The sequence below is a fragment of the Yoonia sp. R2-816 genome (assembly GCF_046762905.1).
Lineage (GTDB): Bacteria > Pseudomonadota > Alphaproteobacteria > Rhodobacterales > Rhodobacteraceae > Yoonia.
On record NZ_JBKQXN010000324.1, the window covers coordinates 84,527 to 100,370 of the forward strand.

The 15,844-nt window shown below is 59.3% G+C and carries 22 protein-coding genes; 13 read left to right on the plus strand and 9 right to left on the minus strand.

Annotated features, from left to right (window positions below; genetic code table 11):
- Positions 1-20 precede the first annotated feature (20 nt).
- Together ACFWW2_RS22515 and ACFWW2_RS22520 are read left to right on the plus strand one after the other, a co-directional pair.
- Positions 21-212: a hypothetical protein gene (locus tag ACFWW2_RS22515; protein ID WP_393932088.1), complete on the plus strand. Its 192-nt coding sequence runs from the start codon at positions 21-23 to the stop codon at positions 210-212.
- Between the two features lie 108 nt (positions 213-320).
- Positions 321-944: a TetR/AcrR family transcriptional regulator gene (locus tag ACFWW2_RS22520; RefSeq protein ID WP_393932090.1), complete on the plus strand. Its 624-nt coding sequence runs from the start codon at positions 321-323 to the stop codon at positions 942-944.
- Here ACFWW2_RS22520 and ACFWW2_RS22525 read toward each other — a convergent pair.
- The 3 genes from ACFWW2_RS22525 to ACFWW2_RS22535 are packed head-to-tail and all read right to left on the minus strand — an operon-like array spanning position 941 to position 3,794.
- On the minus strand, positions 941-1,675 hold the full coding sequence (locus tag ACFWW2_RS22525) for an NYN domain-containing protein (RefSeq protein WP_393932438.1): 735 nt from the start codon (positions 1,673-1,675) through the stop codon (positions 941-943). The two genes, ACFWW2_RS22520 and ACFWW2_RS22525, sit on opposite strands and share 4 nt — an antisense overlap.
- Before the next feature lie 2 nt (positions 1,676-1,677).
- Positions 1,678-2,685, minus strand: a complete 1,008-nt coding sequence (locus ACFWW2_RS22530) for a serine hydrolase domain-containing protein (RefSeq protein ID WP_393932092.1) — start codon at positions 2,683-2,685, stop codon at positions 1,678-1,680.
- Positions 2,682-3,794, minus strand: coding sequence for an S-(hydroxymethyl)glutathione dehydrogenase/class III alcohol dehydrogenase (locus ACFWW2_RS22535; RefSeq protein ID WP_393932440.1), 1,113 nt, complete (start codon positions 3,792-3,794; stop codon positions 2,682-2,684). Before ACFWW2_RS22535 ends, ACFWW2_RS22530 begins: the two co-directional genes overlap by 4 nt.
- A gap of 113 nt (positions 3,795-3,907) precedes the next feature.
- On the opposite strand from ACFWW2_RS22535, the gene ACFWW2_RS22540 reads away from it, so the two are divergent.
- From ACFWW2_RS22540 to ACFWW2_RS22565, 6 genes are all read left to right on the plus strand, one after another.
- Positions 3,908-4,150 carry a hypothetical protein gene (locus ACFWW2_RS22540; protein WP_393932094.1) on the plus strand — a complete coding sequence of 81 codons (243 nt, stop codon included), beginning with the start codon at positions 3,908-3,910 and terminating at the stop codon, positions 4,148-4,150.
- On the plus strand, positions 4,150-4,434 hold the full coding sequence (locus ACFWW2_RS22545) for an I78 family peptidase inhibitor (protein ID WP_393932096.1): 285 nt from the start codon (positions 4,150-4,152) through the stop codon (positions 4,432-4,434). Before ACFWW2_RS22540 ends, ACFWW2_RS22545 begins: the two co-directional genes overlap by 1 nt.
- Before the next feature lie 261 nt (positions 4,435-4,695).
- A complete protein-coding gene (locus ACFWW2_RS22550) occupies positions 4,696-5,031 on the plus strand; it encodes a DUF2794 domain-containing protein (RefSeq protein WP_393932098.1) in 336 nt (111 codons plus the stop codon).
- A 139-nt stretch (positions 5,032-5,170) separates the two neighbouring features.
- Entirely contained in the window at positions 5,171-5,320 is a 150-nt protein-coding gene (locus ACFWW2_RS22555; protein ID WP_393932101.1) for a hypothetical protein, read from the plus strand.
- Entirely contained in the window at positions 5,320-5,487 is a 168-nt protein-coding gene (gene hemP / locus ACFWW2_RS22560; RefSeq protein WP_393932104.1) for a hemin uptake protein HemP, read from the plus strand. Before ACFWW2_RS22555 ends, hemP begins: the two co-directional genes overlap by 1 nt.
- A gap of 41 nt (positions 5,488-5,528) precedes the next feature.
- Complete coding sequence (locus ACFWW2_RS22565; RefSeq protein ID WP_393932106.1) at positions 5,529-5,963, plus strand: hypothetical protein; 435 nt, start codon at positions 5,529-5,531, stop codon at positions 5,961-5,963.
- On the opposite strand, the gene ACFWW2_RS22570 is transcribed toward ACFWW2_RS22565, so the two are convergent.
- The 3 genes from ACFWW2_RS22570 to ACFWW2_RS22580 all read right to left on the minus strand — a co-directional run bounded on the left by ACFWW2_RS22570 (position 5,960) and on the right by ACFWW2_RS22580 (position 8,630).
- Positions 5,960-6,775 (minus strand): NlpC/P60 family protein, encoded by an 816-nt coding sequence (locus tag ACFWW2_RS22570; protein ID WP_393932108.1) that lies wholly within the window; start codon positions 6,773-6,775, stop codon positions 5,960-5,962. The two genes, ACFWW2_RS22565 and ACFWW2_RS22570, sit on opposite strands and share 4 nt — an antisense overlap.
- Positions 6,772-8,151 (minus strand): leucyl aminopeptidase family protein, encoded by a 1,380-nt coding sequence (locus ACFWW2_RS22575; RefSeq protein WP_393932110.1) that lies wholly within the window; start codon positions 8,149-8,151, stop codon positions 6,772-6,774. Before ACFWW2_RS22575 ends, ACFWW2_RS22570 begins: the two co-directional genes overlap by 4 nt.
- Before the next feature lie 62 nt (positions 8,152-8,213).
- The gene (locus ACFWW2_RS22580; RefSeq protein WP_393932112.1) at positions 8,214-8,630 is read right to left on the minus strand and encodes a hypothetical protein; all 417 of its coding nucleotides are present in this window, start codon (positions 8,628-8,630) and stop codon (positions 8,214-8,216) included.
- A gap of 113 nt (positions 8,631-8,743) precedes the next feature.
- Here ACFWW2_RS22580 and ACFWW2_RS22585 point away from each other — a divergent pair, with 113 nt between their 5' ends.
- From ACFWW2_RS22585 to ACFWW2_RS22600, 4 genes are all read left to right on the plus strand, one after another.
- A complete protein-coding gene (locus ACFWW2_RS22585; RefSeq protein WP_393932114.1) occupies positions 8,744-9,391 on the plus strand; it encodes a carbonic anhydrase in 648 nt (215 codons plus the stop codon).
- Entirely contained in the window at positions 9,357-10,487 is a 1,131-nt protein-coding gene (locus ACFWW2_RS22590; RefSeq protein ID WP_393932116.1) for a serine hydrolase domain-containing protein, read from the plus strand. The genes ACFWW2_RS22585 and ACFWW2_RS22590 overlap by 35 nt, the downstream gene beginning before the upstream one ends.
- A gap of 104 nt (positions 10,488-10,591) precedes the next feature.
- Positions 10,592-11,569 (plus strand): sodium-dependent bicarbonate transport family permease, encoded by a 978-nt coding sequence (locus ACFWW2_RS22595; RefSeq protein ID WP_393932119.1) that lies wholly within the window; start codon positions 10,592-10,594, stop codon positions 11,567-11,569.
- Between the two features lies 1 nt (position 11,570).
- Positions 11,571-11,879 carry a P-II family nitrogen regulator gene (locus ACFWW2_RS22600; RefSeq protein WP_393932121.1) on the plus strand — a complete coding sequence of 103 codons (309 nt, stop codon included), beginning with the start codon at positions 11,571-11,573 and terminating at the stop codon, positions 11,877-11,879.
- A gap of 63 nt (positions 11,880-11,942) precedes the next feature.
- Here ACFWW2_RS22600 and ACFWW2_RS22605 read toward each other — a convergent pair whose 3' ends face one another.
- The 3 genes from ACFWW2_RS22605 to ACFWW2_RS22615 all read right to left on the minus strand — a co-directional run bounded on the left by ACFWW2_RS22605 (position 11,943) and on the right by ACFWW2_RS22615 (position 15,177).
- Positions 11,943-13,607: a DUF4139 domain-containing protein gene (locus ACFWW2_RS22605; protein ID WP_393932123.1), complete on the minus strand. Its 1,665-nt coding sequence runs from the start codon at positions 13,605-13,607 to the stop codon at positions 11,943-11,945.
- Between the two features lie 134 nt (positions 13,608-13,741).
- Complete coding sequence (locus tag ACFWW2_RS22610; RefSeq protein ID WP_393932126.1) at positions 13,742-14,011, minus strand: hypothetical protein; 270 nt, start codon at positions 14,009-14,011, stop codon at positions 13,742-13,744.
- A gap of 143 nt (positions 14,012-14,154) precedes the next feature.
- Positions 14,155-15,177: an aspartate-semialdehyde dehydrogenase gene (locus ACFWW2_RS22615; protein WP_393932128.1), complete on the minus strand. Its 1,023-nt coding sequence runs from the start codon at positions 15,175-15,177 to the stop codon at positions 14,155-14,157.
- A 358-nt stretch (positions 15,178-15,535) separates the two neighbouring features.
- On the opposite strand from ACFWW2_RS22615, the gene ACFWW2_RS22620 reads away from it, so the two are divergent.
- Positions 15,536-15,802, plus strand: a complete 267-nt coding sequence (locus ACFWW2_RS22620) for a hypothetical protein (RefSeq protein WP_393932130.1) — start codon at positions 15,536-15,538, stop codon at positions 15,800-15,802.
- Positions 15,803-15,844: the final 42 nt, after the last annotated feature.

Consider the following 15,844-nt stretch of genomic DNA (forward strand, 5'->3'; position numbering starts at 1 on the left):
CACCAACCCAGGAGCCAATGATGAACCGCATCCTTTTTGCCACTCTGACCGCCGCTACACTTGCAGCCGCTGCCCCTGCGGCTGCGTTTTCCTACGCCGTTGATTTCCCGGTCCTGACCTTCCCACCCCAGCCGACACCGGAAACGACACAGGGTTGCACCGATTTGACAACCACAGTTCAGGGCGAAACTTGCACCGCACCCGCAAAGTAAGCGCCCCTGGCGGTGGGGTACCCCGTCCCCTTTGGCCCCACCGCCGCAATATCCTTGCCCGAAATGAACCGATCAGTTTATGATGCGTTACCACAAGGGGAGGACACGATGCCCGATGGCACAATAGAACCCAAAAAAGGCCGGAAGTTTGATCAGGTGCTGGAAGGCGCCCGACAAGTATTCCTGTCCGACGGGTTCGAAGGCGCGTCGGTTGATGATATCGCCCGCGCTGCAGGTGTATCCAAGGCAACGCTTTACAGCTATTTCCCCGATAAACGTTTCCTGTTTATGCAGGTTGCCAAGACCGAATGCTGCAGGCAGGCGGATACTGCCATCGAGTCGATCGACATGAATGCGCCGGTGCAGACGGTGCTTTGCGATATTGCCCGGCAGATGGTCGATTTCATGACATCGGAATTCGGCCAGCGCATTTTCCGCATCTGTGTCGGCGAAAGCGACCGGTTTCCTGAATTGGGCCGCGAGTTCTACGAAAGCGGTCCGATGCTGATCCGCGATCGGTTGGTCGCCTATTTCGACAACGCAATCGCGCGCGGCGAATTGATGATCGAGGACAAGACGCTCGCGGCAGAACAATTCCACGAACTGTGCAAGGCGGACCTGTTCCCACGCATGGTCTTCAACATGGCCAGCGAATTCACCGAAGCTGAAAAACTACGGGTCGTGGATGGCGCGGTTGAAATGTTCATGGCGCGATACGGCGTCAAGGATTAGTCGATCCTACGCACTTCCAGGTGGTTACCCTGTCCCTTGCGGGTTTCAAATCTGCCTGTCTTTTCCAGAAGATCGCTGAGTTTCGCGCTGCCATAGGTCCGCGGATCGAAATCGGGATTGGCGCGGGTGATATATTGCCCCAACTGGCCCAGCTTGAACCATTCCCCTTCCAGGTCGATACTGTCCATCGCCTTGATCACCATCGGCACCACCTTTGATGGTGGCTGACGCTTTGTCGTTTCCGTGGTCGCCGTTTTGGCCGCCTTTTTGGGCGGTGTATCGGGCGTGTCCTGCCCGACGATGTTTTCGATCAGGATGAACCGATTGCAGACATTGCGCAGACTGACCGGGGCTTTGCCTTCACCAATCCCGATCACCTCGACTCCGTCTTCGCGCAGCCTGTTGGCAAGCGCGGTAAAATCGCTGTCGGAAGAGACCAGCACAAAGCCGTCGAACCGGCCTGTATGCAGAATATCCATCGCATCGATGACCAAACCGATATCGCTGGCATTCTTGCCTTTGGTGTTCGCGGTTTCCTGATTGGCGACCAGACCCAGTTCGACCACTTGCTTTTTCCAGCCGCTCAGCGCAGCACTTGACCAGTCGCCATAGACCCGGCGCAGCGCCGGTTCACCATAGGTCGTGATCTCGCGCAGGATCGCGTCAGCGTATTTGGCGGGAATATTGTCCGCGTCGATCAGCACGGCAAACAGCATTCGGTCCTTGGCCATGGTCATCCTTTCCAGTCAGCTAGGACCGCGCATATCTGCAATTCGGCGTCCGAGAAAGCATCATCTTCATCCCCCACCGCCAGCCCGTTCAACGCATAGGCGAAGCTCAGGTCGCGTTCGCGATCATACCAAACCCCGCCCCTGAACCCGTAGGCATTGCCGAAATGGCCGATCAGGGGGCGGGGGTAGAAGTTCGGCGTGTTGAATATCTGTAGCCCTGCGCCATAGCTTTCAAACACACCGCCTTCATATTCGCCCGGCCCCATCGCGGGCGTCCACAGTGGTGTTGCATCGGCGTTTCGCAATCCCTGCGCCAATGCCAGCATACCCTTTAGCGACAAACGCAGCCCGCCCTGCGGCGAATAAACCCCCGGATGGGACCCTTCGGGTACGGGTGCAATCGTGTCATCAATCTGCGCTACAAATCCGCTATCGTCCCGCCGATAGGTCGGCAATCGGTCCGCGCTATCGATCCCAACCCAGTTGAAGCCGGCGCGTTCCGGCAGCAAGTGGCTCACCGCATCGGGAAAGGGTTGCCCGGAAAGTTTTTCCAGCGCGGCAGCGAGGATCAGATAGTCCAGATTGGAATAGCTGAAATATGTGCCGGGCTGGTGGCGATGGATCGGCTGCGCCGCGCACCACTCTGCCAATACCGCATCCGGTGGCAGCACATATCCGGCCTCATCCGTCAGCCCCGCGCTGTGGCTGGCCACCATGCCAAGTGTGATGGGGGTGTCGGAAAACTCCGGGTTGCGCAGCCGCCAGCCCAGAATGTCGGAGATTTCCGTTTGCCATGTCGTGGCCTTTGTCTTGACGAAGGCCGCCACGGCCTGCCCCACGACGATCTTTGAAATTGACGCGACGCGGAACATCGTGTCCGGCCCGGCACTGATCCCCGGTGCCGTCGCGATTGCAAGATGGGTGTGGCCCCCCTGTGCTAGCCCGATCCCGCAAAACGCAAAAGGCCCGGTCAGTGACCGGGCCAATGCGTCAAGCCGGGCTGCGTTCAAAACTCTACCACCGCCCGGATCGATTTGCCTTCATGCATCAGGTCGAACCCTTTGTTGATATCATCCAGCGACAGCTTATGCGTGATCATCGGGTCAATCTCGATCTTGCCCTGCATGTACCAGTCCACGATCTTGGGCACGTCCGTCCGGCCACGCGCCCCACCAAAGGCAGTGCCGCGCCAGCTGCGGCCGGTGACCAGCTGGAATGGGCGGGTGGAAATCTCGGCCCCAGCGGGGGCCACGCCGATGATGATGCTTTCGCCCCAGCCTTTATGCGCGGCCTCCAACGCGGTGCGCATGACGCCCACATTGCCTGTGGCATCAAAGGTGTAATCGGCCCCGCCGCCGGTCAGTTCGACCAGATGGGCGACCATATCGCCGGTGACATCCTTGGGGTTCACGAAATCGGTCATCCCGAACCGTGTGGCCATCTCGACCTTGCCGGGGTTCAGGTCGACGCCAACGATCTGATCTGCCCCCGCCAGCCGCAGCCCCTGAATGACATTCAGCCCGATGCCGCCCAGACCGAACACAATGGCGCGGCTGCCGATCTCGACCTTGGCGGTGTTGATCACGGCGCCGATGCCGGTGGTGACGCCGCAGCCGATATAGCAGATCTTGTCAAAGGGCGCGTCGTCCCGGACCTTGGCCAGCGCAATCTCGGGCAGGACGGTGTGATTGGAAAAGGTCGAGCAGCCCATGTAATGCAGGATCGGCGTACCATCCAGCATGCTGAAACGGCTGGTTCCGTCCGGCATCACCCCGGCCCCTTGGGTGCTGCGGATTTTCTGGCACAGGTTGGTTTTCGGGTTCAAACAGTATTCGCATTCGCGACATTCAGGCGTGTAAAGCGGGATCACATGATCGCCCGGCTTCAGGCTGGTCACACCTTCACCCACCTCGACCACCACACCGGCGCCTTCATGGCCCAGAATGGCGGGAAACATGCCTTCGGGGTCGGCCCCGGACAAGGTGAATTCATCGGTATGGCAGATGCCCGTTGCCTTGATTTCCACCAGGACCTCTCCGGCTTTCGGCCCCTCCAGGTTCACCTCCATCACTTCCAGAGGCTTGCCAGCCTCCATCGCAACTGCCGCGCGTGTCCGCATCATACCGTCTCCCTTATCATTGCCTGAAAACCATCAGCCAACGGGCAGTCGATTTCAACCATTCAATGACTTGGCCCTTGCCAAGCCACGCGCATTGGGCAGATGATGTCTGCATGAAGAAACTGGCTTTTATCCTGCTGCTTGCGGCCTGTGGCGATGCCACGGTCGGCGGCAGTTGTAACCTTTCTGCCTTTGACGATCTGGTCGGGCAGAATGCATCGGTGCTGGCGCAACGCACTGACGCCGATTTTGTCATCATCGAAAATGGTGAGGTCTGGACCGGTCAGCCCACGGGACGGCAGACCATTGTGTTCCTGGACGCCAACCGCAACATCCTGAGCTTTGGCTGCGGGTGATGCTGCGTCGTGTCGGACCTATTGGGCTGATCGCGACCTTGTCCGCCTGTACGGGTGGAGAGACGCCGACCCCGCCATTGCCACCCACGATCGAGGATACTTGCAACGCCGCCCGCTACGGCGATCTGATCGGTCAGGATGCAACCGCGCTGGAAAAGGTGCTGATCCTTGGCATGGTCCGTGTGGTCCGACCCGGCGATATGGTGACGATGGATTTCCAACCCGAACGGATCAATTTCGGCATTGGCATCGATAACCGGATCACCGATATCTCCTGCGGCTGACAAATCTTGCCGTCACAAATACTGGCTTGGCGAATGGTGATATTGTGTGATGGGGGTCAAGCGAAAGTCTCCGGTGTCACGAACTGGGTGGGGGCTATTGACCGCAACACCGGAGTAGCATTTCGCTATGCCCTTAACATTGCGTTCACTTGTGTTCCCAGTGCGTAACAGCAGAGGCAGAGGAAAGGTGATTTTGCGGCATAACAAAGGCAGGTGGTTCTGCGTGCTTGATTTTCCAAGGATTTGCGGTGACGCTGGGGTATGAATATTCAACCCCAGCCGCCTTTTCAGGCCCCGCCACAGGTTGCATTTCACCGGACAGAGCTTGGGGTGATTCTCGGGCTTTATGGACGGATGGTGGCGGCGGGCGAATGGCGTGACTATGGCATATCCAGCCTGCGCGACGTCGCGATCTTTTCGGTGTTTCGCCGGACGGCCGAGAACCCGCTTTATCGCATCGAAAAACGGCCCAAACTGCGCCTGAAGCAGGGTCAATATGCCGTTATCGGTATGGATGGGCAGATCCTGAAACGGGGCAATGACCTGCGCCAGGTCCTGCGTGTGTTAGAGCGCAAGTTGATCCGGGCGGTCGAATAGACGCCGCAAAAATCTATACCTGACAAAAAAACTCGGATTGACATATGCGCCTGTTTTGCACATGCTGAACGGTGTATCCAGCCACCCGCGCACACGCCGTGGGAAGCCCGATCATGACACATGAAAGGACACCAAGGCGATGCAACCGGACACAACTCCAAAAGACGATGACAACCGCCAACCGGTAGAACCCGATCTTGCGCAATTGATGGACATGCTGGACGTCCCACAAGATGTCGATCTTGCCTGGCTCTTTGAACGGCAGCCGCGCATGTCGGAGGATCTGTAATGTCGATCCACACCATGCCTGCCCAAACCGATCAGCCTAACCCAAACCTGCCCGTCTATGATGCCAAGGTGCTGACAGAAGGTGGCGATCTGGCCCATATCGTGCTGGGCGAACAGGTCTATACGTTACGCATTACCCGCGCCGGCAAGCTGATCCTGACAAAATGAACCCGGTATCAGCGCCCGCAGGCGGCAGGAGTGTTGGCCATATGGCCGACCTGAGCCCGATTGAGGCCAATCTGATCTTATACATGCGCCTTTGGTGCGATGGATCTGACGGTCAGACCGCTGTGTGGAGCGATCTGTCACAGGCGCTTGGCCCGCAAAGGGGCCGGTCCGCGCTGGGCGCGTTCGAGATGCTGTTTAACCTCTGTGCCCGGCATGGGCGGCGATCCCTGATGCGTCATGCTGTCGGCTGTTGTTGCGTCGGTGCGGACGAGGCGTGTTTCGCCAATTTCGTCATGACCGCCGCGACAGGCGAGCGTGACGATGCCATGCTGATCGCCACCCTGCTTGTGCGCGCAGATGTGGCCCCGGTGGTCACCAGCGTCGCGGTTCAGGTGGGTTTGGCATTGCACCAGATGGAATTGCGCCCCCAGATCGCCACGACCGATCTATCGCAGCGGCCCAGCATCCTGCACTAAAGCCGCTTGCGGGCAAGAACAGGTCCGTCGCCCTGCGCTTCGATCCGCAGGATGGCCTGATCGATGGGTTCGTATCGCGTGGCCATGTGATGCGCATTGGCGTGGATCAGTGTCTCGACGTCCACCATCATGCCCACATGGCCTTTCCAGAAAATCAGATCGCCGCGCTGCAACGGTTCGATCAGGTCATGGCCCAGCCCGTCGCGCTGCATGTCGCTGTCAGCAGGGCAGGGTAGGCCGCATGCGTTCAGGCTGGCGCTGATCAAACCGGAACAATCGATGCCCCGGGTGGAATTTCCGCCCCATAGATAGGGCACACCGAAATGCAGCTGCGCGATGGTGGCTGGATCCGTGAAAGGTTTATCCAGCGGGCGCAGATGGCTTTTGGGCACAAAGCCCAAGTTGGTTTCAAAGAATTTGCGGCGTTCATCCGCCACGGTGAGCTGCGCCCCAAAGGGTAGTGCGACCAGCGCGGGTGATTTGAAATCTTCGGCCTCATAAGCGTGGATCGCAAAGGTGGACACGATATGTGTTGCCTGAACGGGCTGGATCAGGCGGCCAGAGGGCAGGTAGCCCACGTAACCATCCGCCGCTTGCACGAATGACCAGCCCTCATGATCCTCGAACACGGTCACAATTGCCCCGATCAGCAACTGCCGGTCGCGCGGTCCGCCAGGGCTGGCGCAGAGATCCGTGACCGGAAAGGCCAGCATCATCGGCCAGCCCTCAACGAACTTCTCTGTCGTCACCTGCCCCGCCAGATGCATCGCCGCCAAGCGGGCGTTGGCCGGTGTCAGGCGGCGGTCGGTCACAGGTCCAACAGCTTTGGCAGGGCTTCCAGTACGGCGCGGGCGCCCATGCCGACACCACCCTTGAGCCGGGCCGGGGCGGCACTTGGCTGCCAGCCGTAGATGTCGAAATGCATATAGGGGCTTTCGACAAAGCGACGCAGGAAAAGGGCTGCCGTGATGGATCCGGCAAACCCGCCGGAAGGCGCATTGTCCAGATCGGCAATCCCCGGTTCGATCATTTTCTCATAGGGTTCGTGGAACGGCATCCGCCAGACAGGATCAGCCACAGCACGGCCCGATTGCATGATCGCATCCGCATGGGCGTCACTGTCGGTGTAGAATGGCGATAGGTCCGGCCCAACCGCCACACGCGCCGCCCCGGTCAGGGTGGCCATGGAAATCACCAGATCCGGTTCATCCTCGTCTGACAGGGTCAAAGCATCCGCCAACACGAGCCGTCCTTCGGCGTCGGTATTGTTGATCTCGACCGTCAGACCCTTGCGCGATGTGAGGATATCCTGAGGGCGGAAGGCATTGCCATCGATGCTGTTTTCTACCGCCGGGATCAGGACGCGCAGTCGCAGCTTCAGCCCCAGCCCCATGATCATATGGGCAAGGCCCAGCACCGTGGCGGCCCCGCCCATATCCTTTTTCATCAGCCCCATTGAGCTGCCCGGCTTGATATTCAGACCGCCGGTGTCGAAACAGACACCCTTGCCGACCAGTGTCAGCTGCGGGCCTGCATCGCCCCAGCGCATATCCAGCAGACGTGGTGCGCGGACGGAGGCGCGCCCGACTGTGTGGATCATCGGAAAGTTGGATGAGATCAAATCATCGCCTGTAATGACATTGAGCGTCGCACCATGATCCGCGGCCAGCGCGCTGGCTGCGTATTCAAGCTCATCTGGCCCCATGTCAGAGGCGGGCGTGTTGATCAGGTCGCGGGTCAGCGCCTCGCCCGCCGCGATGATTTCAAGCCGTGTGGCATGAATGCCATCCGGCGCGACGAGTTGGGCAATCTCTCCTTTGGGTTTGCGATAGGTGTCAAAGCTGTAGCCCGCCAGAAGCCAGGCCAATGCCGCCTCTTCCAGATCGGGTTGATCCAGACCGTTTGCAATCTGGTAGGTGCCTTTGGGCAGTTTGGTTGCCGCAGTTGCCATGTGGAAGCGGCCGCGCGCACGCTTTTCCACCGTGCCATATCCCACCAGCGCCAATTCAACCTGGCCCGTCTGATCTGGCACGCAAAGGACCTGACCCAATGTGCCCTTGAATTCCTGCGCCTTGGCCCAGGCGCTGGCCATAGGCGGCAGGTCTGCCAGTTGCTGATCCAGATCATCGGATCCGATCACATGCAAGGGAATGGCGTCGTCGGATGTGTCGGCAAAGGCGAAGGGCATCAGCGGTCCTGTCAAGTGTAGTTTGCCGACAGACTACCCGCCTTGCCCCCGCCTGCAAGGCCCTACATCTCGCGGAAGTTCCACACCTCTGAAACGGCCACGTCAAAGCTGCGTTCCAGACGGGCCATCGTCGCCTCCAGCGCGACACCGTCGCGTTGTTTCAGACAGGTCGAGACGTGACTGGCGGCAATTGACACCTCTGTCAGGCCAATCTGATCGGCAATCAGGGCGACACGATTGGCCGGTTTGACCATTTTGCCAAAATCGCTGTCCGCCAGCGCATTTTGCAGAGCATCAAGCCGCATGGCGATATCTTCCAGCACGCGGCACACAACCTCCTCTGCCTCATATGCCGCCTTTTCCGCATAAAGCCGATTCAACGGCGCGGGATCGAAATGCATCTGATCCGGGCACCGCAGAACGATAATGCCTTGATCGGGTTCGGCCGCGTGGGGCTGGAGATGTGTAATATTTGTCATGCGACCGATTTAGGTCATCAAGGTTCCCAGAAGGTTGAGAGCCAAAAGAAAAATCTCTCGAAATCCATGAAAATGCAACGTATCTACGGACAACATCGCGAGGGACAAAGAATATGAAACACGCGCGTCCGCTGCCAGCCTATCTTGTGACCCGGTACAAGGGTTGGAAGGCCACGACCTACGCCGAAAACAAGAGCTTCTATCGCCATTTGGCCGAGGACGGCCAGCATCCGAGAGCCATGGTGATTTCCTGTTGCGACAGCCGGGTGCATGTCACCTCGATCTTCGGGGCCGATCAGGGCGAGTTCTTTATCCACCGAAATATCGCCAATCTGGTGCCGCCCTATAATCCGGACGGGCATCATCACGGCACCTCTGCCGCCGTCGAATACGCGATCAACGCGCTCAAGATCAGTCATCTGATCGTGCTGGGCCATTCCGGCTGTGGCGGGGTCGAGGGCTGCTATGACATGTGTTCGGGCAACGCCCCGGCGCTTGAAGAACCAACCAGCTTCGTCGGGCGCTGGATGGAAATCCTGCGGCCGGGCTTTGACGGCTTGCCCGATGGCGATGACGAGACCCGCAAACGGGCGCTGGAAAAAGCATCGGTCGTCATATCGCTGGGCAACCTGATGACATTCCCTTTCGTGAAAGAGGCTGTCGAGAATGACATGCTGACGCTGCACGGGCTCTGGAACGAGATCGGCGAAGGCGGGCTGGAAGGCTATGATCCGACGACGGGCGGTTTTGTTGCGGTTTAGGCGGTGGCTGCACCGGTCAATCGCGTTTCTACTGGTCGTGGTGGCGCTGATCTGGGTGCTGGCGCCGCAATTCTTCGTATTGGTCCCAGAAGGATTTCCGCAGCCGGTTTGGCCTGCACCCGGTCGTCACGCTCTTGTTGCTGGGGTCAGTGACCCCACCCAGCCACCTGCCGGTATGGCACCACCCCATGCCGCGGAAATACGTTTTGCGCAAAGTGATGGGCGCGCCCTGCTAGTGGAAAATGCAGGCCGACTGACGATCGAGGCCTATGGCGCTGGACTCGATCGCGAAACGCGCCTCAACTCCTATTCACTGGTCAAGGGGCTCGTGGGTGCGCTGGTCCTGCGTGGGGTTGCGGACGGAAAGATCGCCAGTCTTGATACGCCTGTACGCACCATCCTGGGGCCCGATGCGCCCGACATTACCGTGAAAGAAGCCCTGCTGATGACCAGTGGCCTGGCGCCCGAGGGTGACTGGGACAAGCCGGTCGAAGACGCCGGATTTTCACCTTTTGGGCCACTTGCCCGTATCCACGCCTATGGTGTTGATGACAGCCTGGCGCAGCTTCATGTCGATGAGGGGCGGCGCGGACACTTCAGCTACCAAAGCGCGAACACCGCCATTCTTGGTCGGTTGCTGGAACGGGTCTATGATCTACCATTGGAACAGCTGCTGTCCGAGATGATCTGGAAGCCAGCGGGTGCCGCCGGCGCGCATTGGCGGCAATATCCGGATGGCAGCGGGGTATCGGCCTATTGCTGCCTTTACGCGCGTCCGCTGGACTGGATGCGTGTTGGCCGCTTTTTGATGGATAATGGGACTGCGGATCAGCCTTTTTTGCCGTCGGCGATGTGGCAGGAATTCATAATGCCGCCGCTTCCCACCACCGAAAGGGCACAAGGTGTCTATGGTTTGCATGTGCGGCATGATGTGCTGGACCGTGCAGAAGCGCGAACGCAGGGACCGTTTGCGTACTTCTTGGGGCATGGCGGGCAGGTCCTTTATATCTTGCCTGACCAGAACAGTATCGTCGTTAGGTTCGGCGCGCATCAGCAGTTGCTCCATTCCACGCTTTACGAGCTTTTCGAGGATTAGGCCCGCCCCTGTCGCCATGCCGCGTTGACGTCGCCTTTGCTGCTGTCTCTTGTCATTGAACGGAGGTTCAATCATGAAGCACGAAACCTGAACGGGAGCGGGCGATGAACGAGATACTCTCACTGGCCGGGGCGAACCTGATCTCGCCGATCATCCTCAGCTTTGCGCTGGGATTGGCAGCGGCACTGGCCCGGTCCGACCTGACTATCCCCGAGGCCGTGGCGAAGGGCATGTCGATCTATCTGCTGTTCGCTATCGGCTTCAAGGGCGGCGTGGCGGTCAGCGCGCATGGGGTGGATACGACGCTGATCCTGACGATTATTGCAGGTCTGGGGCTGTCCTTTGGTCTGCCGCTCATTGCCTTTGCACTGCTCAAGTTGATGACTGGTTTGTCACGTATCGATGCAGCGGCGGTTGCGGCCCATTACGGATCCATCAGCATTGTGACCTTCGTGGCGGGAACCTCTGTTCTGGAAGGGCGGCTGATCGAGGCCGAAGGGTATATGGTTGCTGTAGCAGCCGCGATGGAGGCGCCTGCAATCCTGTCCGCACTTTGGCTTGTGGCGCGCGGTGGTGACGGCGGAAAAATGGAACCGGGGCTGATCCGCGAGCTTCTGCTGAACGGCTCCATCGTGTTGCTGGTCGGGGCGTTCTTTATCGGGGCGGTCACGGGCGAAAAAGGGCTGGAAGAAATCAGTTCCTTCATCGTGGCGCCTTTCAAAGGCGTGTTGTGCCTGTTCCTGCTGGATATGGGGTTGATCGCAGGGCGTGGGCTGCGGCAGTCGCGGGGCGTTTTGGGGCTGGGCGCTGTCAGCTTTGCCATTCTGATGCCGCTGATCAGTGCCACAATCGGGTTGACGCTGGGCGTGCTGATCGGCTTGTCGCTGGGCGGGACTGTGCTGTTGATGGTGCTGTCGGCCTCGGCCAGCTATATCGCGGTGCCTGCGGCCATGCGGGTTGCCTTGCCAGAGGCGAACCCGTCGATCTACCTCACCCTCTCGCTTGGGGTGACGTTCCCGTTTAACCTGACGCTGGGCATCCCGCTTTACCTGGCCATCGCCCAAATCGTGACCGGAGGCTGACATGGAAACGCATACCGCAAAACGGGTCGAAATCGTGATCGAGGCGCCTTTGGAACGCCGGTTGACCAAAGCCCTGACGGAGGCCGGGGTGACCGGCTACACTATCCTGCCGGTGCGCGGCGGATCGGGGCGATCCGGACAATGGAGCAGGGCAGGGCAAGTGGGGCAATCGGGTATGGTGGCAGTGGTCTGCCTGATCAAGCCCGAGCGGCTGGATGGGCTACTGGAGGCGGCCTTTGCTGTTGTCGAAAAACATATCGGCGTGGTCAGCATCACCGACGCGCAGGTCTTGCGCGCCGAACGGTTTTAGACGCAGCAGATCCGCCGGTAAGATGGGTTTAAACCCATCTTACGTTGTGGTGTCTGCTGGCGATTATTGCAGCACATAGCCGTTGGGCCAGGTCAGCGTGTAGTCCAGTGTGACCTCCTGCTTTTCGCCCGCTGGCACTGTCAGATCCCATTCCAGAATGCCGCGCTGCCCTTCCGGATTGGTCCGCGTCACACGCGGGCTGGCCTCATATGTCACTTCCAGATCGTCCTGTTCGGAATAGGGGATCGCGTCGCGCAACAGCACATCCCAATCCTGCCCGGTGAGGTTTTCGACACTCATGATCGCCTGTTCTGTCAGCTGATTGGCGCTGGAAAACACGCCCCTTTCACCTTCACTCTTGTTTGGCGTGGCCCGGGTCAGCACGATGCCGTCAAGCGGGCCAAATCCCATCTCCGTCTCAGCCCCTGCGGCCAGAAGCGGCAACTGGCTGAACCCGATCATGGTGCCATCGGCAAAGAGCAGGGCCTGTCCTGGCAGCAACAGCTCTGGCGTCGTGTTGGTGAATTCGGCCATCCGATACGCGATGCTGTCGCGGCTTGGCACAGCCTCGGCCCATACCTCGGCCTCCAGGTTCAACTGATCCAACGGCAGGCGCAGATCCTCGACCCCATTCCGGATATCGACCGTGCCCGGGTAGGTGTAAGTCACTGATGCGCCTCTGAAATTCGCCGTCGCCTTGAATTCCTGCTCGGCCATTTCCATCGGGGCGGCCGTGACGGCACCCACCGACCGCGACATCATCGGTGCTTCGTCCATCATAAAGACCTCGCGCCGGTCGCGCTCCAGCTCTTCCTCCGAGATAATCCGGCGCAACGGCGCCCAGACCCCTCCAGGGGCAATCTGTTCACCGGGGCGGGCGGTCGACAGCACAAGCTTTACATCCAACCAATCCTGCCCTGTCTGCTGGCTGACGACGACCGACCGGTCGATATCCAGTTGCGGCGCGTCGCCAGTGGTCAGCCGTACATCATAGACCGGCGACCAGTTCGCGTAGCCTTCCAAGGTACTGATATCGACGGTGACCTCACCCGCCTCTGCCGCGTCCAATGTAAAGGTCAGGACGGACCCGTCACTTTCCGGGGCCATCAGAGCGGCCAATGCGCGCCGGGCATCGTCGAGCACCTCGACATCATCTTCCCGGGCGCGCTCCGCCGCCTTGGCCTCTTCCTCGGCGGCGAAGGCCTCTTGCCGGACGCGCAGTGTTTCGGTGCCCACCATCTGAGCCAGCGCCTGAATGTCGGCGATGGCAGAGGCGGTCAGGGTTTCGCCCGCGCTGGCCTGCGACAGGCTTTGCAAAAACGCCACCTGTTCTTCTGCCGCTTTCACGCGCAACCGGATTTCAGCAATGGAAACATCACGTTGGCGCAGGATATCTTCCAGTCGCTCGACCTCTTCCTTGGCGGCCACGATCTCGGGCGACGTCTGGTCGGGGGTGACCGGCAGCCGATCATAGGCGAGGTTCACGGCACCGACCTGAACGCCATCAGGTGCCGCGAGCCGCAAGCCTTGGGCATTCAGGTTTTCAGGCAGATCGGGCACGATAATCTCATGCCGTCCCGCGGGCAGATCCAGCGTGATCTGACGCATGATCGTGGCCACGCCGGGATAAATGGTGACGGTATCCACACGTGCCTCGGCGGTGAATGTGTCAGCAAAGGCGGGCGCGGTCAGCGCGATCAGGCTGGTCGTAAGTAAAGGGCGAAACATTGGGTTCTCCTGCAAATGTCGCTCGTCATTGATATAGCTTTGACGGGACGCAGGTGCCAATCCTTGGTCGCAATGCAAATATTTTTCAGAGTAGTGGTTGTCAGGCCCTGCAACATGCGCAGGGCCTTAATCTGTTAGTGCCAGCGCCGCCACCAGCTGCGCCGCTCGTGCCGGTCGATGCGCGGCGTGTTTTCGATACCGGCGCGGTCAAGCACGCTTTCGGCCCGGTCGATACGATCCTCGATGACGTCGCGCGGGCCCAGATCAACCCGTTCGTCGCGGCGGCTTTCGATGCGGTCAATCCGGTCTTCGATCCGATCAAGATTGCGGTGACCATCGGCAAAGGTCGTTGCGGGCAGGGCGATTGTGACTGCCGCGCAGAGCAGAACCGTTGTCGTTTTCATATCCGTGACTCCTCTGTTTTGGGATATGAGGATTGAACGGTGGGCGGTGCTGTTTCCGTCGCGGACTGGCTTCACGAAAGCTGACAGATCGAAACAAGAAGGGGCGCCCGCTGGACGCCCCGCAGTAAAATCAAAGGGTTAGGTTAGCCTTTTTTCAGGCATTCCCGTCCAAGGGTCTCGGCAATTTGCACCGCATTCAGCGCCGCACCCTTGCGCAGGTTGTCCGACACGCACCACAGGTTCAGCCCGTTGTCGATTGTGCTGTCCTGACGGATCCGGCTGATGAAGGTCGCAAAGTCGCCCACACATTCGACGGGGGTGACGTAGCCACCATCCTCGCGTTTGTCGATCACCATCACGCCGGGAGCCTCGCGCAGGATGTCGCGGGCTTCGTCCTCGTCCAGGAAATCCTCGAACTCGATATTCACGGCCTCGGAATGCCCCACGAAGACTGGTACACGCACACAGGTTGCTGTGACCTTAATGGAGGGATCGACGATCTTTTTCGTCTCGGCCACCATTTTCCATTCTTCCTTGGTCTCGCCGCTATCCATGAACTTGTCGATATGCGGGATCACGTTGAAGGCGATCTGCTTGGTGAACTGCTTGGGCGGCTTGTCGTCGGTGGGATTGTAGATTGATTTTGTCTGGTCCCACAGCTCATCAATGCCGCCTTTGCCGGCGCCGGACACGGATTGGTAAGTACTTACCACCACACGCTTAATCCGGGCGCGGTCATGCAGCGGCTTGAGCGCCACAACCATCTGCGCGGTCGAACAATTGGGGTTGGCGATGATGTTTTTCTTGGCATAGCCGTGGATCGCGTCAGCGTTCACCTCGGGCACGATCAGCGGCACATCGGCGTCATAGCGATACAGCGATGAGTTATCGATGACGACGCAACCGGCCTTGGCCGCCTTGGGCGCATAAGTCTTGGTCGCGTCCGATCCGATGGCGAAAAGCGCGATATCCCAGCCGGTGAAGTCAAACGTATCAAGGTCCTGGGTTTTCAGGGTTTTATCGCCAAAGCTGACCTCGCTGCCCAGCGATTTGCGGCTGGCAAGTGCGACGATTTCATCAACGGGGAAGGCCCGTTCGTGAAGGATATTCAGCATTTCGCGGCCCACATTGCCCGTGGCACCTGCGACGACGATTCGATAGCCCATTGGCTGGCTCCTTGGTTGCAAGTGGGGCCTATTACCGCGCAACGCGGGCAAGTGAAAGGGGGCGGCGCGCAACGTTCGGTGGGGGGCTGCGAACGCACGCAACACCGGGTTTTCGCCGTAATTGGCGAATCATCAGTTAACACTGGGGTTCTGGTCAGAAAGGCCGGTCGGCATCGCGTCGGATTTACGTCGGCAAAACGTCGGACCCTTCGCGCCAATTTCGCCGGTTTAACGCGGCGTGCGCTGGTCATGTTAACCTTAAGTTAGCTTTTGTGCTGAAAATCACAGCCAATAGTTCATACTTGTGTAAAAGTATCAGTGTTTGGCCCGATGCGGTCATCTAGTAAGGAACCAGTTTATGTTAACGAGTATCGCTTCTTTGTCGCGGATGGCGGCAGTTGCAGGTTTGGCGCTGTTGCCAATGACCGCCAAGGCCAATGAAATCATCCTGACATCACCCGACAACACGGTGCGGTTGGTCGGTCAGTATGTCGGTTTCGAGGTCGACACCTACGTCATCACCATTAACGGTATCGAGATGCGCGTATCGGCTGCAAAAATGAACTGCGCGGGTGCGAATTGTTTGAATTTCGAGCCTGTTGCGACAGCGGATGCCAGCGGCTGATCATCCCTGACGTATCGGCCTTGCAGCGCATGGAGGGCCGAT